This is a genomic window from Scytonema sp. HK-05, assembly GCF_963872035.1.
GTDB lineage: Bacteria > Cyanobacteriota > Cyanobacteriia > Cyanobacteriales > Nostocaceae > Kalymmatonema.
The window spans coordinates 100,416-126,745 of the sequence record NZ_CAWMYC010000002.1 but is presented as its reverse complement, the minus strand read 5'-3'; the positions used below and the strand labels follow the sequence as shown (position 1 = coordinate 126,745).

The 26,330-nt window shown below is 44.0% G+C and carries 28 protein-coding genes and 2 pseudogenes; 13 read left to right on the top strand and 17 right to left on the bottom strand.

Annotation, left to right across the window (positions count from 1 at the left end):
- Window positions 1–44 precede the first annotated feature (44 nt).
- The 6 genes from AACT52_RS01640 to AACT52_RS01615 form a co-directional block, all read right to left on the bottom strand.
- A complete protein-coding gene (locus AACT52_RS01640; protein WP_073629161.1) occupies window positions 45–860 on the bottom strand; it encodes a class I SAM-dependent methyltransferase in 816 nt (271 codons plus the stop codon).
- Between the two features lie 50 nt (window positions 861–910).
- Entirely contained in the window at window positions 911–1,387 is a 477-nt protein-coding gene (locus tag AACT52_RS01635; protein WP_096549309.1) for an NUDIX hydrolase, read from the bottom strand.
- Window positions 1,388–1,657: 270 nt separating this feature from the next.
- On the bottom strand, window positions 1,658–2,383 hold the full coding sequence (locus AACT52_RS01630; protein WP_073629157.1) for an MBL fold metallo-hydrolase: 726 nt from the start codon (window positions 2,381–2,383) through the stop codon (window positions 1,658–1,660).
- 184 nt (window positions 2,384–2,567) lie between these two features.
- The gene (locus AACT52_RS01625; protein WP_073629155.1) at window positions 2,568–4,019 is read right to left on the bottom strand and encodes a hypothetical protein; all 1,452 of its coding nucleotides are present in this window, start codon (window positions 4,017–4,019) and stop codon (window positions 2,568–2,570) included.
- Window positions 4,020–4,072: 53 nt separating this feature from the next.
- Window positions 4,073–4,873, bottom strand: coding sequence for an SDR family oxidoreductase (locus AACT52_RS01620; protein WP_073629153.1), 801 nt, complete (start codon window positions 4,871–4,873; stop codon window positions 4,073–4,075).
- A gap of 50 nt (window positions 4,874–4,923) precedes the next feature.
- Complete coding sequence (locus tag AACT52_RS01615) at window positions 4,924–5,871, bottom strand: zinc-binding dehydrogenase (protein WP_073629151.1); 948 nt, start codon at window positions 5,869–5,871, stop codon at window positions 4,924–4,926.
- Between the two features lie 313 nt (window positions 5,872–6,184).
- Here AACT52_RS01615 and AACT52_RS01610 point away from each other — a divergent pair, with 313 nt between their 5' ends.
- Window positions 6,185–6,586 carry a VOC family protein gene (locus tag AACT52_RS01610; RefSeq protein ID WP_073629149.1) on the top strand — a complete coding sequence of 134 codons (402 nt, stop codon included), beginning with the start codon at window positions 6,185–6,187 and terminating at the stop codon, window positions 6,584–6,586.
- Between the two features lie 32 nt (window positions 6,587–6,618).
- Here AACT52_RS01610 and AACT52_RS01605 read toward each other — a convergent pair whose 3' ends face one another.
- Entirely contained in the window at window positions 6,619–7,455 is an 837-nt protein-coding gene (locus AACT52_RS01605; RefSeq protein ID WP_073629147.1) for a metallophosphoesterase family protein, read from the bottom strand.
- 802 nt (window positions 7,456–8,257) lie between these two features.
- Entirely contained in the window at window positions 8,258–9,139 is an 882-nt protein-coding gene (locus AACT52_RS01600; protein ID WP_083630134.1) for a GNAT family N-acetyltransferase, read from the bottom strand.
- Window positions 9,140–9,409: 270 nt separating this feature from the next.
- Here AACT52_RS01600 and AACT52_RS01595 point away from each other — a divergent pair, with 270 nt between their 5' ends.
- Together AACT52_RS01595 and AACT52_RS01590 are read left to right on the top strand one after the other, a co-directional pair.
- Window positions 9,410–9,775: a Lin0512 family protein gene (locus tag AACT52_RS01595; RefSeq protein WP_073629143.1), complete on the top strand. Its 366-nt coding sequence runs from the start codon at window positions 9,410–9,412 to the stop codon at window positions 9,773–9,775.
- A gap of 41 nt (window positions 9,776–9,816) precedes the next feature.
- Window positions 9,817–10,083, top strand: a pseudogene (locus tag AACT52_RS01590) (nuclear transport factor 2 family protein); the annotation flags it as partial.
- Window positions 10,084–10,117: 34 nt separating this feature from the next.
- On the opposite strand, the gene AACT52_RS01585 reads toward AACT52_RS01590, so the two are convergent.
- On the bottom strand, window positions 10,118–10,297 hold the full coding sequence (locus tag AACT52_RS01585; protein ID WP_073629141.1) for a hypothetical protein: 180 nt from the start codon (window positions 10,295–10,297) through the stop codon (window positions 10,118–10,120).
- Window positions 10,298–10,353: 56 nt separating this feature from the next.
- Between AACT52_RS01585 and AACT52_RS01580 the strand changes: the two genes are divergently transcribed.
- The 4 genes and pseudogenes from AACT52_RS01580 (at window position 10,354) to AACT52_RS01565 (ending at window position 12,641) form a co-directional block, all read left to right on the top strand.
- A complete protein-coding gene (locus AACT52_RS01580; RefSeq protein ID WP_073629139.1) occupies window positions 10,354–11,442 on the top strand; it encodes an RNA-guided endonuclease InsQ/TnpB family protein in 1,089 nt (362 codons plus the stop codon).
- 168 nt (window positions 11,443–11,610) lie between these two features.
- A pseudogene (locus tag AACT52_RS01575) lies at window positions 11,611–11,706 on the top strand (nuclear transport factor 2 family protein); the annotation flags it as partial.
- A gap of 108 nt (window positions 11,707–11,814) precedes the next feature.
- Complete coding sequence (locus AACT52_RS01570) at window positions 11,815–12,153, top strand: hypothetical protein (protein WP_073629137.1); 339 nt, start codon at window positions 11,815–11,817, stop codon at window positions 12,151–12,153.
- 173 nt (window positions 12,154–12,326) lie between these two features.
- Entirely contained in the window at window positions 12,327–12,641 is a 315-nt protein-coding gene (locus AACT52_RS01565) for a threonine dehydratase (RefSeq protein WP_073629135.1), read from the top strand.
- A 111-nt stretch (window positions 12,642–12,752) separates the two neighbouring features.
- Here AACT52_RS01565 and AACT52_RS01560 read toward each other — a convergent pair whose 3' ends face one another.
- The 3 genes from AACT52_RS01560 to AACT52_RS01550 form a co-directional block, all read right to left on the bottom strand.
- Window positions 12,753–13,088 carry a DUF760 domain-containing protein gene (locus AACT52_RS01560; protein ID WP_073629133.1) on the bottom strand — a complete coding sequence of 112 codons (336 nt, stop codon included), beginning with the start codon at window positions 13,086–13,088 and terminating at the stop codon, window positions 12,753–12,755.
- 208 nt (window positions 13,089–13,296) lie between these two features.
- The gene (locus AACT52_RS01555) at window positions 13,297–13,470 is read right to left on the bottom strand and encodes a hypothetical protein (protein ID WP_198940862.1); all 174 of its coding nucleotides are present in this window, start codon (window positions 13,468–13,470) and stop codon (window positions 13,297–13,299) included.
- A 653-nt stretch (window positions 13,471–14,123) separates the two neighbouring features.
- Window positions 14,124–14,393: a GlsB/YeaQ/YmgE family stress response membrane protein gene (locus AACT52_RS01550; RefSeq protein ID WP_073629131.1), complete on the bottom strand. Its 270-nt coding sequence runs from the start codon at window positions 14,391–14,393 to the stop codon at window positions 14,124–14,126.
- A gap of 273 nt (window positions 14,394–14,666) precedes the next feature.
- Between AACT52_RS01550 and AACT52_RS01545 the strand changes: the two genes are divergently transcribed.
- The 3 genes from AACT52_RS01545 to AACT52_RS01535 all read left to right on the top strand — a co-directional run bounded on the left by AACT52_RS01545 (window position 14,667) and on the right by AACT52_RS01535 (window position 19,751).
- Window positions 14,667–15,140 (top strand): hemerythrin domain-containing protein, encoded by a 474-nt coding sequence (locus AACT52_RS01545; RefSeq protein WP_073629129.1) that lies wholly within the window; start codon window positions 14,667–14,669, stop codon window positions 15,138–15,140.
- Between the two features lie 150 nt (window positions 15,141–15,290).
- The gene (locus AACT52_RS01540; protein WP_073629127.1) at window positions 15,291–17,687 is read left to right on the top strand and encodes a S9 family peptidase; all 2,397 of its coding nucleotides are present in this window, start codon (window positions 15,291–15,293) and stop codon (window positions 17,685–17,687) included.
- A gap of 510 nt (window positions 17,688–18,197) precedes the next feature.
- Window positions 18,198–19,751, top strand: coding sequence for a cation:proton antiporter (locus tag AACT52_RS01535; protein ID WP_073629125.1), 1,554 nt, complete (start codon window positions 18,198–18,200; stop codon window positions 19,749–19,751).
- Window positions 19,752–19,755: 4 nt separating this feature from the next.
- Here AACT52_RS01535 and AACT52_RS01530 read toward each other — a convergent pair whose 3' ends face one another.
- The 4 genes from AACT52_RS01530 to AACT52_RS01515 all read right to left on the bottom strand — a co-directional run bounded on the left by AACT52_RS01530 (window position 19,756) and on the right by AACT52_RS01515 (window position 23,082).
- Window positions 19,756–20,325: a DUF3124 domain-containing protein gene (locus AACT52_RS01530; RefSeq protein ID WP_073629123.1), complete on the bottom strand. Its 570-nt coding sequence runs from the start codon at window positions 20,323–20,325 to the stop codon at window positions 19,756–19,758.
- 9 nt (window positions 20,326–20,334) lie between these two features.
- Window positions 20,335–21,012, bottom strand: a complete 678-nt coding sequence (locus AACT52_RS01525; RefSeq protein ID WP_073629121.1) for a potassium channel family protein — start codon at window positions 21,010–21,012, stop codon at window positions 20,335–20,337.
- A gap of 73 nt (window positions 21,013–21,085) precedes the next feature.
- Entirely contained in the window at window positions 21,086–22,669 is a 1,584-nt protein-coding gene (locus AACT52_RS01520) for a Na+/H+ antiporter (RefSeq protein ID WP_073629119.1), read from the bottom strand.
- A gap of 35 nt (window positions 22,670–22,704) precedes the next feature.
- Window positions 22,705–23,082 (bottom strand): ion channel, encoded by a 378-nt coding sequence (locus AACT52_RS01515; protein ID WP_073629117.1) that lies wholly within the window; start codon window positions 23,080–23,082, stop codon window positions 22,705–22,707.
- 309 nt (window positions 23,083–23,391) lie between these two features.
- Here AACT52_RS01515 and AACT52_RS01510 point away from each other — a divergent pair, with 309 nt between their 5' ends.
- Window positions 23,392–24,174, top strand: coding sequence for a nucleoside phosphorylase (locus AACT52_RS01510; protein WP_073629116.1), 783 nt, complete (start codon window positions 23,392–23,394; stop codon window positions 24,172–24,174).
- A gap of 169 nt (window positions 24,175–24,343) precedes the next feature.
- Window positions 24,344–25,087, top strand: coding sequence for a polysaccharide deacetylase family protein (locus AACT52_RS01505; protein ID WP_233153842.1), 744 nt, complete (start codon window positions 24,344–24,346; stop codon window positions 25,085–25,087).
- Between the two features lie 31 nt (window positions 25,088–25,118).
- On the opposite strand, the gene AACT52_RS01500 is transcribed toward AACT52_RS01505, so the two are convergent.
- Window positions 25,119–25,457 (bottom strand): helix-turn-helix transcriptional regulator, encoded by a 339-nt coding sequence (locus AACT52_RS01500; protein ID WP_073629114.1) that lies wholly within the window; start codon window positions 25,455–25,457, stop codon window positions 25,119–25,121.
- A gap of 421 nt (window positions 25,458–25,878) precedes the next feature.
- Here AACT52_RS01500 and AACT52_RS01495 point away from each other — a divergent pair, with 421 nt between their 5' ends.
- Entirely contained in the window at window positions 25,879–26,253 is a 375-nt protein-coding gene (locus tag AACT52_RS01495; RefSeq protein ID WP_073629112.1) for a hypothetical protein, read from the top strand.
- Window positions 26,254–26,330 lie beyond the last annotated feature (77 nt).

Below are 26,330 nucleotides of genomic sequence, written 5' to 3'. Positions count from 1 at the left end.
TTTAGTATGAGCGCCGACAGCAGGCAGACTACAGAATACTTCAATTAAGCCCAATTGCGTACTACGACAATTTTGAACCTGGTTTCACCAGACAAATCGTAATCTAAAGAGCCGTAGTGTTGCAAAGACCACTCCCGCAAATCTTGAATCGCACGGGCAAAGATGTCATCCGGGAGGTGCCAGCTATGGCGAGTCACCTTATTTTCATAATATTTGAGCAATTTTCCTACAGTTAGTTCAGATGCCCATCTGGCTGCAACAACTGTTTCCAAAGTTGCTCCTTGTTCGCGCAACTCTGTTAAAACTTCTTCTTCTATTGCACCGTAGCGGGGTAAAGGATAACCATAGCCAGCGATGATAGCTTCCCAACGTTGGTGAAAATCAAACTTGCCTTGATTGATATCTTCACTGCCTTTGGTGTAATCAAGAGTACCGTGAGTGTATAGGTAAATACTACCTGGCTTCAAGACACGACGAATTTCTGCCAGCGCTTGCTTCCAAGCTGAAACTAAATGAAACACATGAACAGTCAGTGCTACATCGAAAGAGTTGTCAGCAAATGGCAAAGAAGTTGCATCTGCCTTGATTGCTGTTAATCGGTAGGAGATACCTTCTAGCTTGCGGTGCAACTCAGCTAACATCTTTTCTGAGATATCTACACCAGTGTAAGAATAGCCTCTTTTCGCAATTGGGACAGCAATTCTGCCAGTCCCAATACCTGTTTCAAAAAATTTCGTTTCTGCTGTTGGTGAAACTAGGTTGAGGATAAAATCAGTCACTTGCTCAGAGATTCCTGGCGGTAATCCTCGTGTTGCATCATAGATATCAGAAACTCGGTCAAAAGAAATTGTCGAAGTCATAATCTTTTATCCTTTCTTGATAGTTATTGAAGGCAAACACAGTCAACTGACTAATAAAATTGCACTTTGCCAAGTTTTTTTAGGGCAAAGAATAATGAACTCATATGTAATGCTTGCAGAAAAACACCATTCTCAATTACTTCGATTAATTTATTTAGGGGCAATAAAACTACATCAATATGTTCTGTTGCATCTAACTTTAAAGCAGCTACAAGTTCTACATCTGTTGCTAAAAAACAATGCGTTAGATTAGTATGATTAGCTGGATTTGGTGATAGTATACCAGTTTCAATAAAATTATTGCTCGTGTAACCGGATTCTTCCAATAACTCGCGTTTCGCTGCCTCAAGTGGTGAAACATCTTCTGCCTCTACAGCACCGCAAGGCAATTCTAAAACTGTTTCTTTAAGACCGTGGCGATATTGCTTTACTAATATAACTTCCTGATTTTTTGTTAAAGCTACCACATTTACCCATGTTGGATATTCAAGAACATAATAGGGCTCAACTATTGTTCCATTAGGCATTTGGCAAGTATCAGCTCGTACTGTAATCCATTTGTCTTTCACTACATACTTAGACTTTAATAGAATCCAATCAAATGAATGCACTATACTTAAACCTCTATTTTTTGCTTGTCGCAGTAACTATTTCTAATGATTAGACTTCTTGCATTCATTCCAAAAAAAAGAAGAATGAACCACAGATGGACACAGATGGACACAGATGGAACTCACATTCCGCAATCTTGTCTATTTAAAATCGGGGAAAGGTAGTGCTACCATCGGATGTCATCTCTACTCCTTCACCAATACTTCTCGCAGCATAATTGCCAAATCCTGCAATGCACGTTCACCATCCCCCACAAACGTTGTGCCATGCATTGTAGCCAGTGTACGCGGCTTGAGTGCTGCCAACTCCTGGAGAATGCGATTGGTATGTGTTGTGTACGGTATGTAATTGGGAAAGGGACTTGCTTCGTAATCGACGATTGTTTTACGCGATCGCTCGATAACATCAGACTCAGTTATTGGCTCCACATCTCCAAATTGGTGGAATAGATCTGAGCACAGCAGTGTCTTATGGCTCGTTTCAAAGAGCAGCCCTGCGTCCCAACCGTGGGGGACTTGTGGTGTATGGTGAAAATGAAAGTGATATTTACCAGTGTTCAACACTTGCGCGTGTTCCATACTCTTTGCCGGACGAATCGCAAAGTCGTCCACACTCACAAACGCTGCTACAGGACTACAAATTGTCTGAGCATTTGGTGCAATGGAAAGCCATTCATTGAGCGATCCACACTCGTCCGCTTCAAAATGGCTGAAGCTAATCCAACGAATTTGGGATGGATCAATGATCCCCGCGACTGCATCATGAACCAGTGGAAACATCCCTTTCAAACCCGTATGAAACAATAGTGGTTCTTCGTCCTTCACCAGAAACTGGTTGAACTGAAGGTCTATCTTTGAGTCATAGGTTGAGATGCGATAGATATCTGGGGCAATTTCGGTAATGGTAGTCATAGTTGTAAGTTGTGAAATTCATATTGGCAACAATGAAAGATGTGCCAAAACCACTTTTTCATTCCTCCATTTTTTAGCTCATTTTCAGCATTAGTTAAACGATGTCTGTTACTAAAATTCACTGTACCGGCGCTCTAGAGTGATGAAAACTGTGTGTTATTTGCTTTCATCACCCAATTAGGGGCTAAACCAGCAAAAGCGCCGCTTTCTCAAACACTTCTCTTCGCTTACCGTAAGAAATGGCAGCAGCTTGAGCAGCAGCGACTAAATGACGCGATCGCCACGGAGTGCGTGTTGTGTAAAACTCTTCTACAGTCGCCTGATGGTGTTTCAAGGCGTGCAACTCAGTAAAATTATCTTGACAGGCAATCTCAGCAAGGCGCACGATTAAGGCAGTAGCATCATAACCCAAATTGGCATATTGCTGAGCTAGAGAAACGGTATTCTTGACCTCTGGTACCGCACGCATTAGCCCTAAGTTCCTGACTTGAGACCAATCTGTTGGGGGCTGCGAGTAAATACTCTCAGAAAGCGCCGCTAGCAGTTCTGGTTGACTGCGTTTGGGAAGTGCAGCGACTGCTTCAGGCGACGGTTGAGGACTAGGTTCCATACGGTTTTCGGTCGTGCGAACCTCTGGTCCAGTATGCCACGTTAACAGCGCTAATAACTTGTTGCGTAGGCTGATCCCCTCAAGTTGCAAGAGGTAGCGGCGCACATTGATCCCTGTGTGCAGATGCACATCCATCGGGTTTCCTGTGAGGGAGCGTAAAAACAAGCCTGCTGCACCTATCGATAGGGCTTCACCTGCTCCAGCTAGCGAGAGTCCTTCAGATAAAGCTTTAGCCAGTGTTTCAGGAATTTCAGCGTAGGTATTGATTTGGGCGATCGCCTCACCTAATTGACCTACTGCTACAGTTTCATCAGCATCTGTGTGGAGACGCAAAGGTCGCTCAAGCAGCTCATATTTATCAAGCAGCGCTTCATATTCATCCAAGGAGGGCGGTGCGGGAAAGCGGGTGACGTAGCGCACAACTGGACGCATCAAAATAGGAGTGTACTCAGTACCTAACCATTCCAACGCCCGCCAGGTATACAAAGGAAAAATGAAGTAATGGTCATCCAGCAGGTTTTTTGGAATAGCTACCGTAAGCAGCAAATCAAGGACTTCCACAGGTGGGAGATTTTGCCACAGCCAGAGAAAGTAGTGATCTGCAGCGTTGTACAGACCCAGTTGCACAGCTTTCAAGAAGGCTTGTTTAGTTTCTTCCACGCCTCCTGCACTTACTGGTTCAAATTCCGGTAGCACATAAGGACCCATATTTGGGTGATGAATATGTTTGTTGGAAAGCGCGACGTGTTGCACAACTGGTACGAAACGCAACTCGCCGGAGAGTCGCTCGATGATATGGCGAATGGCATGCAACCCGGCTAACGGATGCAATGGACCGCCATGATGACCAGGGGGTATATCTGATGAGCGCACAACAGCCAAAGCAGAGGCTGTGAGGAGAGTTTTAATCGGTAAACCAGTTTTGAGTTTGGCAAGGGTTTGTTCAACAAGATGAGCGGGATCGGTTTCCTCAACAAACTGCACCAAGGGTTCTATCTCGGCGGAATACTGCACGCGCTTATGCATAAATTCTCCTTGTTGCTTGCTACAAAAAGACCTGTTGGTTTGCAGGTAGTCGCTTAAACTCCAGGAGTCTGCCCGCCATCAACGTGAATTTCCGCTCCTGTGATAGAAGAAGCAAGATCTGAAACCAAAAATAGAGCCAGCGCCGCAATTTCGTCTGGCTGAACAATTTTCCCTAAAGGAATAGCTTTAATTGATTCCGCCTTCGCCTCATCCACGCTGATACCACGAGCTTGGGCATTCTGCTCAGCTAAACGCTCGGCACGCTCAGTGGCGGTGAAACCGGGCGAGATGGCATTAATGCGAATATTGTGGAGGGCTAACTCTTTAGAAAGTCCTCGGGTGAAGTTCAGTAAGGCAGCATTTGTTGTACCACCTGCTAGAAAGTTAGGACGAGGCGTGCGTCCAGCACCACCGACAATGTTGACAATCCGCCCATCGCGCCGCTTAATCTGGTCAGGGACTACGGCTCTTACTAAGCGAATGTAGCCCAATAATTTCAAGTTCCAAGCATCCACAAAGGCTTCGTCGCTTAATTCAAGAAACGCTCCTGCACGGGCTGAACCAGCGTTGTTGATTAAGATATCAATCTGACCGAAGCGTTCAAGGGTAGTAGAGACGACCTTTTCAACATCATTTGCTTGAGTCAGATCAGCACTGATGGGGATCACTTCACCACCCAAAGTAGGCTGTGCTTGGATAGTACTGACTGCTTTCTCCAGTCGTTCTGAGTCACGGGCAGCGATCGCCACACGAACGCCTTCTCTATACAGAGCTTTGGCTGTGGCTAAACCAATACCTGCACTTCCTCCTGTAACGATCGCCGCTTTACCTGATAGTTGTAGATCCAGGCTCACTGCGTACCTCCTTATATTGTTTAATTCGAGATCTTAATTCGAGATATTATTTAATCCGAGATGTGTAAAACAGCCTTGCCAGCATAGCGTCTGTCAAGTAATTTCTGTGCTAAGTCTGCGACTTGCGTCCAAGGAGCTTCCACTTCAATATAAGGACGCAACTGACCTGCTGCTACTAGATCCGCAAGCCGTTTCAGCCCCACTGCTGCTGATTCTCGTTTCAACTCGTCGAACAAAATCAGACCGTACAAGCTTGCGCCACCAGTCCCGTAGAAGCGGGCAGCATTAAACGTCACTTCAGATCCACCTGACGTTCCAAATAGCACTAACACTCCGTCCTGTGCCAATAAGCCAAGAGCCGTTCCAAGTATATTTCCGCCCACCGACTCCACAATCAAATGATAGGGACCATACTCGCTTGCTGGTGAGAGGTCTTCGCCAACAACGACTGAGTGTGCTCCTGCTTCTTTGACCAAAGCCTCTTGGTCTGAGCGACGAACGTGTGCCACAACGTGCGCTCCTGAAAGCCGCGCCAATTGAATCGCAAAATGCCCTACTCCACCCGATGCGCCTGTAATTAACACAGGGCGACCCAAAAGCGAACCACCTTTTAGTAGAGCATGGTATGCAGTTAATCCAGCTACAGGCAATGTGGCAGCTTGAGCAAACGATACCGAAGCTGGCAGTTCAGCTAAAGCATCGGTGGAAACGCTTACCAGTTCTCCCCAAGCACCAGAACGGCGAAAGCCTACCACACGCGCCCCCTGGGGAGGACCTGAGCCATCAGCAGCAGGAGTTTCAACTGTACCTGCCAAGTCCCAACCAGGCTGCCAACCTGCTTCAGCAGTGGTGGAACGCCTGACCTCACCTCGATTCAGGGAAATCGCTGCAACCTTGATTAATGCTTGATTTGGAGCAGGCGTTGGTGCTTCTACCTCACGGAGTGCTAAACGCCCTGGCACATTCGGGTCAACAATGACAGCACGTATTTTGCCCATATAAAATATCCTGCCTTAAGTGCAAAACTGAAGTCTGGATGTTGTCTGAATTTCTGGATAAGTGGCGCTTTGTTTGGTGTGTGCAATACGTACCCTAGTCTCTCGTGACTCTGAACCTCTTTGACTAGGTCAACAACATTTGTTAATCTACGGTAAGTTTATCAGTTTTTTGTACATAAATTCTGTAGAATAAACAGTATCACAAACAGCTACAACAAGCAAGTGTTTGATAATATTAGTAAATAATTAAGCCGTCATTGAGTTTTTGATTACGAATAATTAAGATTCGCGCTCATTTTATCGAATTAATATTATGCAACTGAAAGAAACAATCACAAAAGAAACGGATAATCGTCCTCCTGTGGCGATCGCTCATGTGAAATTAACTGTGACTGATGTTTCAATCGCTACCGATTTCTTCCTCAAGTTAGGGCTACGGCACGTCACTCACTCAGAAGAATTCGCAGTTTTGGAATTACGGGGAGGCACGCACTTAGTGTTGAGAAAGACTAAAGAAGCGATCGCTCCTGGAACAAATGCGCCCTTTGATTTGATGGTGGATGATGTTTTTGTGACACGAGATGCTTTGAGTGAGTTAGGATTCACTCCTTCTGAAATTGAAACGGGGAGAGTACACAAATCATTTACCCTTTCAGGACCAGATGGCTATCTGTTTACACTGACTTCTTCACATACTGGAGGCAGAGTTGTTTAATCCTTTTTAAGGGTACTCAACCTGCTAAAACTCTACGACTTCATCTTTGTCATGACAACGACCCGAGTATCTACATTCAGCACTTGCACTCCTTTGGACATAGCTGTCATTGGTACTCTCCAGTGTGAATGACCGCAAATAACTAATAAATTACTCCCTTTTGTGAGTTCGCCACGAATTGACTCATTCCCTATCAATCTAGCTTCTGCATCGTTGGGACCTTCATGCAGAATTAAAATGTCTGGTGACTCGTTGAGTAATTCCTGTACAAGTTTTCTAAAATCTTCTTCAGAACGACGGAAAGGTTTAGTTGTCTTACCAATAATTCCTGAAATTCCGGCGATGCGAATTCCATCAAGACAAGTGACGTCGCCATCTAAATAATGTATACCTTGCCCATTTTCAAATGTATACATTTCTTGTGATGTTTTTCCAAAACTGTCGTGATTTCCTCCTACCCCAGCAACCCAACGAAAACGACGACTAAAAGCTTGCCAAACTTCACGGACATCTCCTACACCACCACGCTTATCTATTTTTGCGTAAAAATCTCCTGCTAAAATGACACCCGTTGTTTGTGGCGATGGAATTTTTCCCGACTCTGCCAAGTTTTCTAGTTCTTCACTCACAAGATGACCGAGAAGGCGGTGATTGGTCGGGTCAATTCCCTGTAGATCGCTGGTGGCGATGATAGCTTCCAACCCATCTGGTAGTGAGTCAACTTTTGCTAACAAAACAGGCAAAACTCTGTGAACTATACCAACACCACTAGGTGAATGGCTAATAAATGGTATTAGATGAATGGGTCGTTCAGAAATAGAGGTTATAGCAGTTTTCGTTCGGATATGGTACAAAGAATCATGGGACATGGTATGATCTCGAGAATGCCTATCCGGGCTTGACTCATCGGGTAGAAAGGTTATTTATAAATCTCTATAAGGAATTGAAATAGAGACGGTTTATCGCGAGGGTGACAATTAGGATATTGCCTGTATATGGTGTTACTTATCCGGTTGACAATCCAGCAGTTGTTAGCTTATTCACCATCTGGTTCAACTTATAAACGTCTTCGCCTATTTCTGCGACAACAGGGTGTTCTTGTTCTGTGGAAGCTCTTCAAGCGACCCTAGCATTCTAGGTAGCACCGATAAGTGACTACCTACCAGTCTACATCTTGCCTTTGCCACTGCAATAGCTTCTTGTTGTACTTCCCTGTTGTTCAGATTTTGCATCGTCACTGCTTTAGTATAAAAGAGTATACTCTTGACGTCATCTATTGGAAACTGGTTCCAGATAGAGGTGGCAACAGAACTATGAATTTGAGGATAACACAGAACGCAGAACTTAAAATTTCCCCACGGAACTGATGAAACTTCAACTGTGGGCGATGAGAGGTTTATATTTGCATTTAAAATTGTTTTAGCAAAATGCCTCAATTTAGGCAACGAATTGCCTCACCTCTTTGGGAAAACCTAGATAGTATGTACACATACGGTACTTGGACGGGTCATCTTTAGCAGTACGATTGGTTTGATATCTGCATTAGCGTTTATTGTAGAACCAGCTTGAAAAAGCTGATGAGACTCCCGTCTCATTTTTGGCTCAAGTTACCTTACATTGATTCAGCCCTAACAACACCTAAAAACGCAGCTATACAAGATTTGTAGAGGTTCAGCAACGTGTGGAACGTGGTAGCATGAACTTCTCCCCAAACAGCGGAAATTCACCGCGAACCATTAGCAACGAATCACCATTAAGTCGGTGAGGAAATGCTTGAACTTCAGCATTCAGGCGTTCTGGAGTGAAATAGATTTCTACTTCCGTTAGAGCTTGGGGTATCCTTTTAAGGATGTCCTCTAAAGTACAAATCTTTGTTCCTAACAAGTCGAATAACTTGAGTTTCGTATTTTCTATTTCTATGCAAAGGATGACATCCAAGTCTTCAGCATAGTGCAGAGGGTTGCTTCCTTCGTTGACGCAAAATACGGCTTTCTCCTTTACTATCCCCAGAATGTCAGAGACAGGTTCGCGTGTCTCCAAAAGTCTTTGTAACAATTTGACATCATCGATATTGTTAGTATTTAGCAAGCGCAAGCCATGAGTACCGCCTAGAGTATTGCACTTTGAGATGAAAACGTGTTCTTGGACAACGCGAAAGCCAAACGGTTCGTATAATTCAGGTTGTGCTGTGGTTAGTACCAGAGTTTTGTATCGCTTGTCGCAGTAGTCTAGCACCTCTTGCATGACTTCTCGGTAATAGCCGCGTCGTCGGAACTCAGGACGCGTACACACTCCGTGAATTCCTCCAACTGTCACCATTTCGCCCATCAGTTGCATGGGAATTTCCACAACTCCCACATGAGTGATGGCGAGATCATCCTGGAAGCGCATGAATGGGGTCGAAGCCTCTTCCCACGGTGCGCCTAGCTTTCTCGCACATTCTGCAGCATTGCTGATTTCAAGTTCAGGAAACACAACTTCTAGGAGGTTAAACAGGCGACTGCTTAAGGTTGGGTCTTTTGAGAATGACCGCTGGAAGCGATACTGGTTCATAATTTCCAGACTCGAAAAAGATCTTTTTATATTACATATACTACAAAAAAGGATTGAAGTTAACAGGGCGTAGACACATATAGGAATCCGCGCAGGATTCGTGAGAAATAAGATCCCCGACTTCTTAGAGAAGTCGGGGATCTGAGGGGTACAACAGCGGCGTAGGCATAACCATATCTTGTAATGAAAGTGTATGTAATTTTATTACAAGATATGAATCCAAAAATCTTGTAGGCTTTGAAGAAGAAAACTTTACAATGAGAGGTCAGTGTGGCACGCAAACGCTTAATTATTGAAATGGGCATGGGAGTGGATCAGCATGGACAGGAACCAACGGTAGCAGCGGCGAGGGCTGTGAGAAATGCGATCGCACACAATGCTTTGCCAGGTATTTCGGAAGTCGCTGGCTTGACTGACCCAGATGATATGATTGTTGAAGTCAAGGTTGCAGTGCCTTACCCGGAGCAAGTACGACAAGACGAAGTTTTGGCTGTGTTGCCTTTTGGTCGCAAAACTCTCACCGTTGAGTCTGGGGGGATGGTGGTTCAGGGTAAAGCAATTGAGGCGCTCAATGATAAAAATGACGAAATGTTAATAGCTGTCGCTGCGGTTACAGTTCTGATTGAAAATGAGTAACCAACCGAAGCCATTTTCAGTTAACAGTAAATATCTTTGCCATGTCGGAGAATAACTCAAAAGCTATCGAAGCCGTTGTTGCTTCCTACTTTGCTAACATTGCAACAATGAACCCAACAGGCTGGGTGGAAAACTTTGCAGAAGATGCTGTGAGTTACGATCCAGTTGGACATCCGCCAACAAAAGTCCATGAGGGGTTTCGGGAGTTTATTGGGCAATTGCAAGCCGCATTTGAGAAGCTAGAACCAACAACAGAGCATATTTTCGTCGCAGGCAATGAGGCAGCAGTAAAATGGACAATGGAGGGTTAGAAGCTGTGAATTAATTCCTGCTCATAGCTCGTCATGTCTCATCATTTTGATGAGTATTTTCTGCAATAAGTTGATTAATGTACTGCCGTAAGCGTTCCTGCCAATTGGCAACAGACTTAAGCTTCTCTCTTACTCCCGGCAACACTTTTATCTGTACCGGGACTTTATCGTATGGCACTTGATTATCTGGTTTAAACTTTATTGTCGGCATCCCATTTGAGGTAAATATCTAGTATACTAGATAATATAAACCATTGAGTCAGTACCGTGTTATTGGGTTTCAAAACAGAATTAAAACTTAATAACCAACAGCGCACAGCATTGATGAAGCATTGCGGTGTGGCTCGTCATGCTTGGAATTGGGGACTCGCTTTAACAAAACAAATATTGGATCACAACAAAGTCAACCCCGACTCCAAAATCAAATTTCCTACTGCCATTGACTTGCATAAGTGGTTGGTAGCATTGGTGAAATCAGATCAGCAATGGTACTACGAGTGCAGTAAATCCACACCACAGCAAGCGTTAATGGCATTGAGAGAAGCTTGGAAACGTTGTTTTAACAAAACAGCGGGTACACCATTGTTCAAGAAAAAAGGAAAGCGTGACTCTTTCACATTGGAAGGCACAGTCAAAATCACGAGGGACAACAAAATTCAAGTGCCTGTGATTGGCGTCCTAAGAACCTATGAACGACTACCTCAAGTATTAACCAAGTCTGCAACAATTAGTCGTCAAGCTGATAGATGGTTTATCAGCTTTCGATTTGATGTAGAACAACAGGAATCAAACAATACAGACGTTGTAGGCGTTGACCTCGGTGTCAAGAATCTTGCCACACTCTCTACTGGGGAGGTAGTTTTAGGTGCTAAATCCTACAAAAAATATCAAGCCAAGTTAAGCAGAATGCAGTGGTTGAACCGCAATAAAATTATTGGTTCAAACAACTGGAAAAAAGCGCAGATGGCTGTAGCTCGTCTGCACAGGAAAATTGCCAACATTCGCAAAGACACATTGCACAAGCTCACCACATTGCTTGCTAAGAACCACGGCACAGTAGTGATTGAAGACCTCAATGTGTCCGGAATGATGGCAAACCATAAGCTAGCCAAAGCAATCACTGATATGTCGTTTTTCGAGTTCCGTAGACAGTTAACCTACAAGTGCCAACTGTATGGCTCCAAACTAGTTGTGGTTGACCGATGGTTCCCCAGTTCCAAGACTTGCTCTAATTGTGGAACCAAAAAGCAAGCACTCTTACTATCTCAAAGAGTGTTCGAGTGCGGACATTGTGGTTTTGTTATTGACCGCGATTTGAACGCGGCAATCAATTTGAAGCGAAGCGGTTCCTTTTAGGAACTAGAAAACCGTCAGTTAGACGGAGATAGCCTGTGGACTGGTTGATGCCGACATCTCCAGATTGAAACAGGAAATAAACGAAACTCAACCTCTGTGGCTAGTTCCAGTCATCTTGTTGTATAGAAAAGTCTAGCTATGGGTAGCTTTGGGTAGGTTTTATGTAACGGCATAACAGTTTTTGAAATTGACGATGCTGGTAAGATTCAAACAACTCGCGCTTACTGGAACCCTACAGTGCTATTAGCTCAACTGCGTTCTTAGGGAGTTGACTAATACTCTATTTTAACTCTGCGCTAAACTAGAAGCATCGAGGTGAATATCTCTGGCGGTAAGTCCAATAAACAACTTATCTTCACCACGAACCTAACGATGTCTCAAAACGATAACGAATCACTCCAGATTCAGGAGATAAATAACCTCAGACCAGTACACTTCGCTGACTTAATCAGAACTGCACAGTTAATTTTCGACCCTGGTAAGGGAGTATCTGGAATACACAGAGAAATTGATTGGAAAGAGTTCGGCGTTCCTGATGATGTCGCACAAAATTTGAAAGCGCTTGGTCAAGAGTATCAGTATGCATCTCCCCACGTACCCATTGAAAAAGTTTGGAGTCAATTAACTCCAGAAACTCGTATTTGGTTCATTAAAAATAAAAATGAATTGTGGCGGTTTGAAGAAGCTTTCCCGGCTCTTGACGAAGACTAAAAATCTGGAGAGCCCAAATCGACAAACTTTGTTAGACCAGTTTTGGGCTCTCTCACTGGTTGAAACTTGGTTTGTCAAACCACTCAGACAATTTCTCAATATACAAAAAAATAGCTGCACATCTTTACTTTAGTAAGTCACAATAAAGATGTGCAGCTACGGGAGGCTATACTATGTCTCGTTTAACACAAATTCTTCAGAATTCTTTTATTCGCCTTGCAGCTTTTTTCTCTGTTGTTTTCAGAAATATCTTTAATTTCCTGGGAAATGTCTTTGGTTTCTTTGGTAAACTCTTTGGACTTTCCAATTCTGGTTCTGGATATTTCCTAGAACCTGATTCAGCACAGGGTATAAAACGAGAGACAACACAAGAAAAAATTGAAGCTGAAGTTACAAAAGCTCTTGAAACCCCTACCGCTTATCGGCGTCGTCCTAATCCTCAAATGGACTACTACCGGAAAATGGCTCAGGAGGTGAAAAAGAGCTAGGCTAAAGAAAGCTGTTGACTAGGTTTCATGAAAAGTTAGGGGGCGATCGCTGTTTGCGGCGATCGCCCCCTCAATTCTATATATATTAGCCGCAGCGAAATGACTTGATTGTTAATCCTCTGAATGAGCATCTGCTGCTTGTAAAGACTTTTCAAAAGCCATCAGTTGTTCCACGTTACGCAGGAAGTAACCATTCATCGTCGCAGCAGCTAGTAGCCTTCCAAGATTTTCGCGATTGGTGGTAATGAGTACGTTAAAGTCTTCTGATGGTAGGTTTCCCAACATACTTACAATAGTACGTTCCATTGCCTGAAGCACGTCAGGAGAAGATGGCTTGGAAAGTTGGGTAACTGTCTGTGGACTCATAGATTGAACATACTGCCACAGCAAGTTGTTTCCCGAAGCCTCGCCAAAAGATTCTGAGTTGATATTTGACAAATTATTCACGGTAGTAACCTGCAAATTGCAAAGTTCACTATACTTCTAAAAACTACTTTAGCAAGGTTGTTGTTATTCCTAAGTGAGCTTAACCGAACTCACTCATGACGGTTTTATACACTAAACCTAAAAATATATAGAAATATTTGAATTGGAGTAGCCATAATCAATTTTCTATGGCTACTCCAAAATTTTAGACATCGTTTAATCAGTAGTATTAGAAGCGAATGATTCCGAAATAAGCACTTGCAGCAACAAGGATAATTGTTAAAACCCCGATTGTAACACTGGTGACAAATTGCACAGAGGTTTTTTTATTGAGTTCCTCTTTGCTCTCATGCTGGGAGGTAGACACAGCGTTGTTGGAATTGCTTGCTTTGTTAGTTGTCATGGCTTGTAAATATGGTATTGTTTATCTCTGTTCACTTTCTATTTTGCTTCACCTACCAGAAACTTCATCTAGCTTTTGGACTATCAAAAATTGTATAAAAATGCTGAAAAAATAATAAGTATTTTGGCAGTAGAAATTTACCTTTTCATACCGTTGCTCTATGAAGATACACAAAAATTAACCTCCCTATAGTCCCCGCAATGGTTTGGGGGAAGGAGAGTGCCGGGGGGTAAATAAAGTCCAATGTCACAGAGAATTGGTATAAGTAGGAAGGCACAAATAAACACAACTATGTGAAGAAAGATTAAGTCAAGAAAGATTAAAATTTTGAAACACTCTTCCCTTCTGCCTGATTTCTATGACAAATATTTATCTACCCTGCCTTATGAGGTAGAGGGAACTCAGGACAGAAGGCAGCAGGTTTGCAGTTGAGCTTAGCTGTTTTGGTAGTTGTGTTATTTATATAAGTTGATCTACTTGCTCCACTCCTCAAGTTGGAAAGTGAATCAATCTCGAGTAAAATAATATACTAATGATTTATAATATGCTGAAAATCAAAGATTTATATATTAACTAATAATTAATAATTCGTAACTCATCATGATCAATCTAATTACGAGTTACGAATTACAAATTACAATTTTTAATTATTATTAAATAGTTCTGCGAGCGAATGAATGCCAAATGAAGATAGCAAGCAGTGCGCCGATAACAGCTAAAGCCAAACCAGGGAGGCTAAAAGTAGGAGCAGCTAGGGCTAGTCTTCCAGTAGCCAAAAGAACTCCTAGACTTCCACCGATAAAAGCACCAACGATTCCCAACAAGATAGTAGCAAGAATTCCACCACCTTGATAACCAGGATAGATAGCTTTAGCAATTGCACCAGCTAAAAGCCCTAAAACTACCCATGCAATGATGTTCATTTCTTAAATACCTTCCATTCCTCTGGCCGATAATGTTAATTGAAACATTAGAAAATTTTTTATTCATCTTTCATAAGAAATAAATTTCAAAACCTTAAGGAAGAGTATAGAGGAAAGGCAATTACTAACTAGCTTGATTTTTGACTGTTGGAAAAAAAGTATTGAAATTATGGCTGAGGTTATAAGTTTGTCAGAAATTGGTGAGTCAAGATGGTTCTAAACCTATAGTGACATGTATCCAAATGTTACCTACAGTACAAGGAGTAAACAGACATGACTACAGCTAGAACTCAGGATATCCTTTCATTAATTGAAGCCGAGCATCGTCAAGTTGAACAACTCTTTACAAAAATAGAAACTGCTGAAAACACCAAACTGTATGATTACTTTAATCAAATTTACAAAATGTTGAACTTGCACACAAGAGCTGAAGAATTTGTCTTCTACCCAGCAATGCAAGAGTATGAAGAAACAAGAAAATATATTCAAGAAGCCCAAGAAGAACACGAACAAGCGAAAGCGCTTTTAGAAGAACTGAAGGTCCTCAAACCGACCGAATCTGAGTTTAAAACAAAAATGAGTGAGCTAAAAAAAGCGGTTCAGCACCACGTACAAGAAGAAGAAAGGGAAATTTTTAGCGCTGTCCGTAAGTGTATGAACCAAAAACAACTGACTCAACTAGGTCAGGAATTTCAGGAAGCTAAACCCAAAATAGAAGAAGATGTTGAAGTGGCAATGACAACTTAGCCCGATGTGGGGCTGTAGGAGTGTAAAGTTTGCAAACTACTACATCCTTTGTGTCCACTCCGTACACTGTAGAAAAGTGACCATTTCAGGATGTATTCTGAGTCAGGTGTTGGTAATTTGGAATAAGAGCTTGCCAACACCCGACTCAAAATGGACAAATTCCCCACCAATCCCCCCATTATTGAACAATTCTGGCAATCTCCCCCAGAACCGATTAACCAAATTCTCGATGCTCCATTGCCACCCACAATTCTGCTCTCTCCTAATAGGGAATGGATGGTGGAGTTAGAAAAGCCTTTATTGCTCCCGATCGCCTTACTTGCAGAAGTAGAAGTTGCTTTGGCGGGATTATTCATTAATCCCAAAACGAACGCACCTGCTCGCCACAACCCTTACGGGAGTATGAAAATAAGGGCGATTGGGCAAAGCCAAGGGGCGATCGCCTCTCCTGAAATAAGCAAAACGGTAGCGCTTCCTGACAACGCCCAAATTGGGTTCTTAAGGTGGTCACCTGATAGTCAAAAACTCGCCTTTACCCTGACTCAAGCAACAGGGCTAGAACTGTGGGTTGTGGATGTTGCTGATTGCACCACCAGGCGATTAACAGAGCCAGTTCTCAACGCTGCGTATGGAGAACCGTACTGTTGGCTGTCGGATGAGACACTGATTTGCAAGTTCATTGAGAGCGATCGCCCTGAGCCTCCCTCTGAACCAGCAGTTCCTCCAGGACCTCTCATTCAAGAAAACTTGCACGCTAAAAGCCCCTCTCGGACGTATACAAATCTACTGCAAAATCGGCATGATGAGGCACTACTTGAATATTACTTAACCTCAACTTTAGAGAAAGTGACGCTTGATGGTCACCGCACTTTGTTAGTATCTAGCAGTCTTATCTATCAACCCATACCCTCTCCTGACAGCAAATTCATTCTACTGGCTACGCTGCAGCGACCGTTTTCTTACCAAGTTCCCATCTCATATTTTCCTAAAAAAATTCAGGTTATTGATGATGCAGGGAAATTAGTCTATGAGGTCGCTGATGTACCACTTTTTGTACGTCGTACAACCAAATTTGACGAAGTGCGGACAGGACGAAGGGGAGTCTCTTGGCGCTGCGATGTACAAGCGACATTGTGTTGGATAGAAGCTTTAGACGAGGGTGATCCGACTTGTGACGTTGCCAAACGGGATGCTTTGTTTGAATTGGATGCTCCGTTTAGCGATACGCCAAAACAACTCTGGCAATCTGAATATCGCTTCCATAGCCTTGCTTGGGGGAAAGAAGATGTCGCCCTGGTTTGGGAACGATGGTACGATACCCGCAAAGAGCGAATCTGGCGCATTTATCCCAAAGCGCCTGAAACCCCGCCGCAACTGCTATTTGACCGCAGCTATGAAGATAAATACACTGACCCTGGGTCAGCATTGATGACTGTAGGACCATTAAGGTACAGAGTGCTGCGCTTTGCACCACAAGGCAATGTCATTTACCTCACCGGACGAGGAGCATCACCCAAGGGGGTATATCCGTTTTTAGATTCCCTAGATTTGGAAACAGGTCAGACGCATCGCCTATGGCAGTGCCAAGATCCTTACTTAGAGGAAATCAGTTATGTGCTGGATGATGAAGCACAAACTGTGATTACTCGTCGCCAGTCTCAAACTGAGCCACCGAATTATTTTCTGTTTAACCTTCGCGATAACCAGCTTCCGATTGCCTTAACTCATTATCAAGACCCTGCTCCTCAGTTGGCTGGAGTCGAGAGTGAGTTGGTGAAATATCAGCGCTCAGATGGCGTGCAGCTGTCGGCTAAACTCTACCTCCCTGCTGGTTATGATCCTACCCGAGATGGTCCTTTGCCGATGTTATTTTGGGTTTATCCTGAGGAATTTAAAGATAAGGAATTTGCAGGACAGATTACGAAACCTGAAAACACTTTCAGCCGTCCCAGCCGTGCTTCTGTTTTATTTCTGCTAACCCAGGGTTATGCACTTCTTTCTGGTCCCACTTTGCCGATTATTGGTGAAGGTGATGCCGAGCCAAATGATACTTACGTAGAGCAATTGATTGCTGGAGCGCAAGCAGCAGTAGACTATGTGGTAGGACGTGGCATTGCCGACCCCAATCATATTGGTATTGGCGGACACTCTTATGGTGCTTTTACAACCGTAAATTTACTAGCCCACACCGATTTATTCCGCATAGGCATTGCCAGGAGTGGCGCTTATAACCGTACCCTGACTCCTTTTGGCTTTCAAGGAGAGCAGCGCAATTTCTGGGAGGCACAACAGACTTACATTCATATGTCTCCTTTTACTCATGCTGCTAAAGTCAAAGCGCCACTTTTACTGATTCACGGGGAAAAAGACAGCAATGCTGGCACATATCCACTACAAACAGAACGGTTGTATGAAGCATTGAAGGGACTAGGAGCAACTGTTCGCTTGGTGGTATTACCTTTAGAAGACCACGGCTATCGCTCTCGTGAAGGGGTTGCTCATGTACTCTGGGAAATGGTGAACTGGTGCGATAAGTATCTGAAATGACCAAAACTGTCTTATGTACTAACTCATAAATGTAGAAATTTTTATTTTCTAACTCTGGTGTACTCAGTACTGAAAAAAAGCTAAAGATTTCTGCACACGGGTAGCGATGTCACCTTGGAGATTAGTTTTCACATACCAAGTCTAATTTTTGGGTAAGACGTGAACTGTCTGATGGGATAACTGTCACGAGCAGTTCTTTGGGAAGGAAGACACGGTAACGTGTGCTTTTTAACCCAATACGGTTCGGTTAGCTAGTTTATCGCGCGAAGATCCCCCCAACCCCCCTTAAACAGGGGGGCTATTTTCCTTCTTTACCCCCTTTTTAAGGGGGTCGCCGTTTGGCGGGGGGATCTTATCCGAACCGTATTGCTTTTTTACCCGACAACTGCAACGAGCCACCGTGCAATAGCTCAAACGCTCTCCATCGAGCGTTACAAAAATTTTTTGACATTTGTATTACCTTTTTGGGAATCTTTATCAAAGAAGTCAAGACAAATTTGTAGAACCAAAGTGGATGTTGCTTCCTTAGTCACTGTTTCAATTATTCTCCTGCTCCTAGCCACCGGCGTTGCTCTGCTAACGCGACGGCTTCGTGTTCCTTACGTTACAGGTTTAGTGTTGGCAGGTTTGCCGATCACTGAGCTATTGTCTCGTCGTATTGGTTTAGATCCAACCCTTGTTTTAAATCTTTTCCTGCCAATTCTAATCTTTGAAGCTGGCATCAATACAGATATCAGTCGCCTACGAAGCACATTTAAACCAATTGCCCTCCTAGCTGGTCCAGGCGCTGTGTTGTCCAGTGCTATTATTGCCGTCCTGTTAAAATTTGGACTGGGGCTGGCTTGGATACCTGCTCTATTTGTAGGAGTCATTCTGGCAAACACTGATACGGTTTCAATGATTGCCGTCTTTAAGGAGATACCAGTACCCTCCCGGCTTTCCACCATCGTTGAAGGAGAAACCCTATTCAATGATGCCGCTGCCCTAGTTTCGTTCAACCTGATTTTGCAAGTCTATTCGACAGGTTCGCTCACGTTACTACAGGGAATCCAACAGCTACTATTTATCGCTTTAGGAGGCTGCCTCGTAGGGTTAGTCTTGGGCTACTTGAGCATACCTGTATTCGCCCGTTTAGATGATCCCCTTAGCAGTCTCTTACTAACTGTCGCAGTTGCATTAGGAACTTTTCAGGTTGGGCAATTTCTCGGTGTATCAGGTCCTGTGGCTGTAGTTGTAGCTGGATTAATTTTTGGCAATTTTGGGCTTTCTCGCAATACTTCTGCTTCTAGTCGCATCACCTTGTTGAGCTTCTGGGAATATGCCAGTTTTACTGTCAACACCTTTATTTTTCTGCTGATTGGTGTAGAAATAAACTTGGTAACGCTCTGGAGGGCTTTACCTGGAATTCTCCTTGCAGTTTTGGCGTATCAAGCCGCGCGAGTTCTTACGGTCTATCCACTGCTAGCAGGGGTTCGTTGGTTTGACCGTCCAATTCCATTGCGCTGGCAACATTTACTCTTTTTAGGCAACATCAAAGGTTCACTCTCAATGGCTTTGGCGTTGAGCTTACCCACCACGCTGCCAGGGCGAGAAGGTCTCATCGCTTTAGTCTTTGGTAGTGTGCTGGTATCATTAGTAGGTCAGGGGTTAAGCTTGCCCTGGCTAGTAAAACGCTTAAAATTATCTAAATTTTCAGAGGCTCAGCAGCAGGTTGAAGAATTGCAAGCCCAGCTGATGGCAGGTAAAGCAGCACAAGATGAATTAGACAGCCTGTTGAAGTCAGGGGTGTTGCCAAAATCTGTCTATGAGGAGATGCGTTCTGCTTATCAAGTGCAAGTGGCAGCAGCAGAAAGAACACTGCGGGAATTCTATAATCGCCGCCCGAATGAATTTGACGAAAACAGAGGCGATCGCACAAAACTCGATGCTATTCGTCGCCGTCTATTGCTAGCGGAGAAAGCAGCGCTTAACGAGGCAATGCGTAAGCGAATTCTCTCAGAAGAAATTGTCCAACGGCGGATACAAAAGATTGACGAGCAATTACTGAGACTAGATGATGATTAGTCGTTCAATAACCCTTTACAGAAGATGAGCGCTTGTCATTATTTTGACTTTTAATAACCTTGCCAGGGCTGATCCAGGAAATTCCTTGTTGGAAGTCGGTACCAATCATAACTGCTTCAACCACAGGCTCAGAAACTTTTGTTTGAGCTACCCACTCCACAATAAAGTTAGCCCCTGAACCTCCACTAGTGTCAGTTCTATTTACAACAAAATCTGTAGAAGCTAGAGCAGCAAGTTGAATCGGGCGTTCTAAATACTGTTTAACTAATTTACCATTTGAGTCATAGTAGCGCACAGAAGAAATGATGATAGGGTTGGTCAAATCAGTATTACGAATACTGAGAGTAGCCGCTAAATTGAAAATCCTTTTCCCATCCCCATGATAGATGTGGGAGTAGACAGGGACATAAATAGTTTGACCCGTCACTGTCTTAAAATTTTCATCTAAAGTTACCACCTTTTGAGATTGAGAGACCTGATTAGTATCAGCTTTTGGCGGTGGTGGAATCTCTGATTTGCAGGATGTCAGTACAATAACAGCGATCGCTGAATAAAAAAGCGGATATAGGTTCATTTAAATGAATCATTTACAACCTTCGATAAAATCAATGACTTGATGTAATGTCCCTGGTTTAGTCACAATCAGCACAGTTGAATCGGGTTCCAGTACTGTACTGCCGTTAGGAATCATTAAATCTTCGTGGGGATGGGGTTGATAGCCAATTATTAAAGAGCCAGTAGGAAACCGGGAATCCTGAGCAATTTCGGCAACGCTACGACCGACAACATAGCAATTGTTTGAGATGGAAAGTTTTAAAACCTCAATCTGTCCCTGCTCAAAATGCATCATTGATTCTACTTGCGGATACTCAATAGCATTCACCATTGTTGAAACTGCCAGATCGACGGTACTGATAATATGATTAGCTCCAGCTAAACGCAGCGGTTCCACAAAATCGGGGTGGCGCATCCGAGACAGAATATGGGGAACACCGTAGTGTCTGGCAAGAGTTACCATCGCTAAGTTTAAAGCATCATCCTGGAGAACGGCTGCTAGGGCATCAGCTTTACGAATCCCAGCTTCTAACAAGACTTCTGTACTGACAGCACTGCCTTCAAAAGCCATTGCTCCCACTTGTTCACGGGCATAATGACAAGCGTTAGGGTCAATGTCAATCACAGCTATGGTATGTCCTAGTTCTACCAATTTCTGTGCTAAACATAGCCCTATCAAACCTGCTCCACCAATTAGCACGTACATGGTAACTCCTGATGTTCTTTGATTTCTTACTTTACTTGAAGTTAATTAAAGTATGATTAGGGTGTGATAGCTCTTAACTTCCAAGCCTCGCCTCCTCCAAGTCAAGTTCGCGCTCGATTCGGTGCAGCACTTCGTCATTGATGATCCCCTGATTACGCAGTCTAATGGTAGTTCTCCGCTCAGTAGCAAGCACCTCGTGCTGTAGCCTCCGGAAGGCGGCTAGTTGCTCGTAGCTTCCCTCATCCAAAGCTTCACAGCAAGCACTTAAACGTTGGATGCGGTCTTTGTACTGAGTCTGCAGCCATGCAACCATCTGGGCTTGTGCAAGCACATTATCTTGAGCAGAGAGTTCCTCGATACGTACCATCGCAGCTTGGGCTGCTGTAAGTCGAGCTTCCATCTCCTCCCTCTCGCTACCAACATCATCTACAATCTTGAGCCAGCGAATCAGTATTGGCAGGGTGAGTCCTTGTAGCACCAATGTAACCAAGATGACGCAGAAGGTGAGGAAGATAATCAAGTCGCGCCCAGGGAAGGGAGTTCCATTGTTGGTTGTCAGGGGTAATGCTAAAGCCGCAGCAAGTGAAACAACGCCACGCATACCAGTCCAGCCTAAGATCAAGAGTGTCTGCCAGGGAGGCGTCGGGTCTGTTTCGCCCAGTTTGCGATTGACCATCCTTGGAATGTAAGTGGCTGGGAATATCCAGAGTAAACGCACACCAATGACAACGGCACTGACGAGGACGGCGTACCAAACGAGAGTAGCTGTCGAATATTCAGAAATCTCGTTGAGGATGCTCGGTAGCTGAAGACCAATGAGAATAAAGATGAGACCATTTAAGAGAAAGACGATGATATCCCAAACGGCAATAGTCTGGATACGAGTTGTGGGTGAAAGCACTTCGGAACTGTGCCAACGGTGGTAGATCCCATTTGCAACTACTGCCAGCACCCCCGATACACCAAGATGTTCAGCTAGTAAATAGGCAACAAAGCCCATCAAGATTGTGCTGGTGATCTCTACTAAAGAATCATCCATAACTTTGTGTATCCACACAATGAGCCATCCAGTTGCCAACCCGATGAGCACCCCACCTATCCCCATAACAAAAAACCGCAGACTGGCGTCCCAGAGTGAGAACATACCGGTAACAACAGCAGCTACAGCAAAGCGGTACGCGACCAACCCCGTGGCATCATTAACTAGACTCTCGCCTTCTAAGATAGTTATAATGCGTCGAGGAACACTAAGTCGCTGGGTGATAGCGGTGGCAGCAACTGCATCAGGTGGTGAAACAATAGCTCCAAGCACAAAAGCCACAGCCCATGTAAATCCGCCGATAGCTATATGCGCCACCACAGCAACAGCAGTCGTGGTAAATAACACAAGACCAATAGCAAGTAGTAAGATAGGTCTTAGATTTGCTTGGAAGTCGCGCCACGAGGTATACCAAGCTGCAGAGGTAAGTAGTGGCGGTAAAAAGAGCACAAAGACGAATTCAGGGTCGAGTTCAACTTTGGGAAGACCAGGTACGAAGCCAAGGACAAGCCCACCGATAACAAGTAGAATGGGGTAGGGTACCGCAAGCCTTTGGGCAACGACTGCAAGGGCGGCGACAACCAAAAGTAGTCCGAGAATAACCTCGATTTCATGCATGGTAGATAAACACGTGTTACTTGGGTATTATCTGTTTATTCGTGAAGATTAAGAAGAGCTTCCAAGCGCTCTCTAATGCTAAACGAGATGAATTTTCCCAAAATACTGGTAACTAATCGAGCAATAAAAATCACCTCAATCAAATAGTTACTAAAAGCTTCCAGTCCTACAATCCAGCGGCTCAAGCCGATTGGTACCTGGTCACCATAGCCAATTCTAAAAAAAGTACCCATACTAAAATACAGCATTGCTAAAAACTCTTTTTCCCGGTCTCCATTTCTGTTCAACAGCCATCCCCAGTTGATGGTGTCTATACTCCAGTAGCAAACAGCAAAAAAAATTATAATTCCCAAGCAAATAAGCAGTAGCTGAGGCAGGTAAAAATGCCAACGTATTGTCCAAGGGGAATTCATCACAAAAGAAAACTCTATGATTATGATTAAACTCGTCCGCAAATTAATGTAGAATGCTTGTCCAATAGGGGCTGCACCTTAATTTCCGGACTGGTCTATTTGTATTTTATTTCCTAATGGCATTCTCACTTCTAAAAAACGTATTAGGCATTATGCAAAAATAAGTAGTACAAATTTAATCTGGAATAGGCTGTGAGCAACGCTAGCCTCTCAAAAGTGTTCTAGTTACTTTTGCAAGGCTCTTAGTTCAATTCCCAAAATTTTTATGTGGGGATTTACTTGAAATTCAGTACTGAGGAATCAGTAAGAATGACTCATGCCAAGTTGTACCATATCGGGTTCGGAAGAGATGACCTTGGAGAGCGATCGCCAACCATTGCCTTATTATCCGGTGATCCGGAACGGGCGCGGCTCATTGCCCACTCCTATTTACACTCTGTACGTCTTTTGTCTGAAAATCGCGGGTTGAACAGTTATCTGGGCATTTTGCCCAACGGGAAAACGCTGTTATCCGCGACGAGTGGTATGGGAGCGCCATCCACAAGTATTGTTGTTAATGAGTTGATACAAGTTGGCATTGAGCTGATTATTCGCGTCGGCACTTGCGGCTCTATTCAAGAACACGTGCCGGTGGGTAGCATCGTAATTACGAATGCTGCCTTGTGTCGGCAAGGAGCCGCTAACGATATTGCACCTGTAGAGTATCCCGCAGCAGCCGATCCGTTTGTGACGGTAGCCTTGGTAAAGGCTGCACGGGAATTGAAGGTGAAACATTATATGGGTATTACTGCGTCAGTCGATACATTCTATGAGGGACAAGAGCGAACCCAGTCTGTGAACCGACACTTGTTGCGCTCTCTACGCGGTATAACAGAAGAATATCGCTCTTTGAACGTGCTGAACTACGAAATGGAGTGTGGCACTTTGTTAAAAATGGCAGGCGTGTATGGTTTTAGAGCAGGCTGCGTATGTGGTGTCGTGGCTCAACGTACAGTTGGTGAAGAAGTGATTTTAGAACAGAAAGACGTTGCGATTGACAATGCTATCAAGGTAGCCCTACAAGCCGCAGAACAATGGGAATTTGAAAAATAGAATATTCATAAATATTTACAATAAAATTCCTGAAAGTTCCTGCATCTTTAAGCGGATGGCTAATATTTTTCACGGAAATTTTATGATGAAGTTGAAAAATAGGCAACAGATGACTCAGCTTTGATTTCAGTGCAAGTACATAAAACTAAAAACAGCAAGTAGGCTCTAAATGCAACTGGCTCCCCTATTTCCAATTTTCTACCGCATCCTCAAACCAACGTTTCCTAACTGCCTTTGGTGTGGTGATGCAAATTCCAAAATGATCGCATTGACGTTTGATGATGGTCCCCATCCTCAATACACGCCGCAACTCTTGAAAGTTTTAGACCGTTACAACATCACAGCTAGTTTCTTCTGGTTAGGTGCTTGCGTCAACCGTTCACCAGGTCTAGCTAAAGAGGTGTGCGATCGCGGGCATTGGATTGGGTTGCATGGGTATGACCATCAAAATTTTCCCATGCTGTCCCCGATGGAACTCAAGCACAGCTTAGAAAAAACCCAAACTGCTATCTACAATGCCTGTGATCTTGCACCCGAAAAAGTACGTGATGTTCGTCCTCCCAACGGTTTGTTTACACCCACAACATTAAAACTATTGAAGGACTGGAATTATCGACCCGTTATGTGGAGTGTTGTACCGGAGGATTGGGTGAGACCGGGAGCCGCCACAGTGGTGCAGCGAATTCTCCACCAGGTCTGTAATGGCTCACTGATTGTGTTGCATGACGGTGCTTGCGGCGGACAAGATATTGCCGCAACAACAGGAATCCTCATTCCTCAACTCATACAACAAGGCTATCAATTTGTGAGTGTAGATACTTTATGGCGGCAAGCTAGGGAGCTAGGGGTTCGCTCTGGTGTTGGGGGGGGTGGGAGAGATGGGGAGTGGGGGCAGTGGGGGGGAGACAAATAATAACTGATGACTCTTGAGTGTTGACTCCTGACTAATGACTCACTTGCTGCTTTTGAGCAACTTCAGAATTAGGGCTAGGAGTTAGGGAAGGTTCGTCAGTCCCCAATAGATGATGGATCTCGCTCAGGGAGCTAAGTTTTGCAGCAGGCTCATCAGGTGAATCGCTTACGTAATCAATCAAATCTTGTACTTCGCAATTCAGAGCTTTGCAAAACCTGATGATTCTCTCAATGTGTTCTGTTCCAGTCCTTCCGCTTTCCCAGTTCTGAATGGTACTTTCGGTCACGCCTACGAGGCGTGAAAGCTCGAGCTGGGTTAGCCCTGCTTTTTCACGTAGAAAAGCGATCCGTGGTTTTGCCTTCTGTTTCACAGTTACAGCGTATATATCTAACCTTTAGCCGTAGATTCTAGCACCAAAAAAAAATTGTGCCCAAAAAATTTTGTCTAAAAATTTCAGGTTAGCTCTTGACGCACCCAGTTTCTTTGGTTAAAACAATTAAGTATAGAGTTCACCTCTATCTCTAGTAATCTCTGGGAGGGGGGGGGAAAGGTGAACTGAGGGCAGAAGAAGGGCGATTCGCGAATTTTTCAAAAGTCTCAAAAGAGAAATCCGAAATGATGCGATTCGATTATGTAGCTCTCAATAGGAAAACAAAAAGAGAAACACCCGAAGGAACTCCTAGAGGTAAAGAAACATCTAAATACTTACCTACGGAAACAAGGGTGTTCACTCTTAGAAAAACAACAAACAACTACAACAACTCACACACAACTAACAAGGTCACATCAAAATGTTGAACAAGTCTATTGCTTTTGGTTTACTCGCTGCTGGTTTGATGATTGCTCCTACCGCTGCATTTGCGCAACAATCCCAGAGCGTTGACCAGTACACTGAGCAAAATGGTGCTGCTACCAACGGTAGTTCTACGGTTCAAACCTCCACAACCAACAGCAACCAAGTGCAAAATCAGAGAAACTCTCGCTCTGGCTACGGTCGCAGCTACGATCGCTCTGGCAATGTTCGCCAAGGTCAAGATGCTCGCCAAACCACCGTTCAAAATGGTGCGGCTGTTGATGGTTCTAGCACTGACCAATACAGCGAAACCAACAACAACCAGCGCCAAGATGCTCGTGGTCGTAATGGCGTCCGTCGCTACTATCGTTAATCATTGATTTCGTGCAAAGGCGTTGCACAATCAAAGCAAGAAGCGCAACGCCCTTATGTTCTTACAACATATAACTT

Coding starts and splice junctions, on each gene's coding strand:
- AACT52_RS01640 (WP_073629161.1), bottom strand. CDS start 860: ATGACTTCGACAATTTCTTTTGACCGAGTTTCTGATATCTATGATGCA.
- AACT52_RS01635 (WP_096549309.1), bottom strand. CDS start 1,387: ATGCCTAATGGAACAATAGTTGAGCCCTATTATGTTCTTGAATATCCA.
- AACT52_RS01630 (WP_073629157.1), bottom strand. CDS start 2,383: ATGACTACCATTACCGAAATTGCCCCAGATATCTATCGCATCTCAACC.
- AACT52_RS01625 (WP_073629155.1), bottom strand. CDS start 4,019: ATGCATAAGCGCGTGCAGTATTCCGCCGAGATAGAACCCTTGGTGCAG.
- AACT52_RS01615 (WP_073629151.1), bottom strand. CDS start 5,871: ATGGGCAAAATACGTGCTGTCATTGTTGACCCGAATGTGCCAGGGCGT.
- AACT52_RS01610 (WP_073629149.1), top strand. CDS start 6,185: ATGCAACTGAAAGAAACAATCACAAAAGAAACGGATAATCGTCCTCCT.
- AACT52_RS01605 (WP_073629147.1), bottom strand. CDS start 7,455: ATGTCCCATGATTCTTTGTACCATATCCGAACGAAAACTGCTATAACC.
- AACT52_RS01600 (WP_083630134.1), bottom strand. CDS start 9,139: ATGAACCAGTATCGCTTCCAGCGGTCATTCTCAAAAGACCCAACCTTA.
- AACT52_RS01585 (WP_073629141.1), bottom strand. CDS start 10,297: ATGCCGACAATAAAGTTTAAACCAGATAATCAAGTGCCATACGATAAA.
- AACT52_RS01570 (WP_073629137.1), top strand. CDS start 11,815: ATGTCTCAAAACGATAACGAATCACTCCAGATTCAGGAGATAAATAAC.
- AACT52_RS01565 (WP_073629135.1), top strand. CDS start 12,327: ATGTCTCGTTTAACACAAATTCTTCAGAATTCTTTTATTCGCCTTGCA.
- AACT52_RS01555 (WP_198940862.1), bottom strand. CDS start 13,470: ATGACAACTAACAAAGCAAGCAATTCCAACAACGCTGTGTCTACCTCC.
- AACT52_RS01550 (WP_073629131.1), bottom strand. CDS start 14,393: ATGAACATCATTGCATGGGTAGTTTTAGGGCTTTTAGCTGGTGCAATT.
- AACT52_RS01545 (WP_073629129.1), top strand. CDS start 14,667: ATGACTACAGCTAGAACTCAGGATATCCTTTCATTAATTGAAGCCGAG.
- AACT52_RS01540 (WP_073629127.1), top strand. CDS start 15,291: ATGGACAAATTCCCCACCAATCCCCCCATTATTGAACAATTCTGGCAA.
- AACT52_RS01530 (WP_073629123.1), bottom strand. CDS start 20,325: ATGAACCTATATCCGCTTTTTTATTCAGCGATCGCTGTTATTGTACTG.
- AACT52_RS01525 (WP_073629121.1), bottom strand. CDS start 21,012: ATGTACGTGCTAATTGGTGGAGCAGGTTTGATAGGGCTATGTTTAGCA.
- AACT52_RS01520 (WP_073629119.1), bottom strand. CDS start 22,669: ATGCATGAAATCGAGGTTATTCTCGGACTACTTTTGGTTGTCGCCGCC.
- AACT52_RS01515 (WP_073629117.1), bottom strand. CDS start 23,082: ATGAATTCCCCTTGGACAATACGTTGGCATTTTTACCTGCCTCAGCTA.
- AACT52_RS01510 (WP_073629116.1), top strand. CDS start 23,392: ATGACTCATGCCAAGTTGTACCATATCGGGTTCGGAAGAGATGACCTT.
- AACT52_RS01505 (WP_233153842.1), top strand. CDS start 24,344: ATGCAACTGGCTCCCCTATTTCCAATTTTCTACCGCATCCTCAAACCA.
- AACT52_RS01495 (WP_073629112.1), top strand. CDS start 25,879: ATGTTGAACAAGTCTATTGCTTTTGGTTTACTCGCTGCTGGTTTGATG.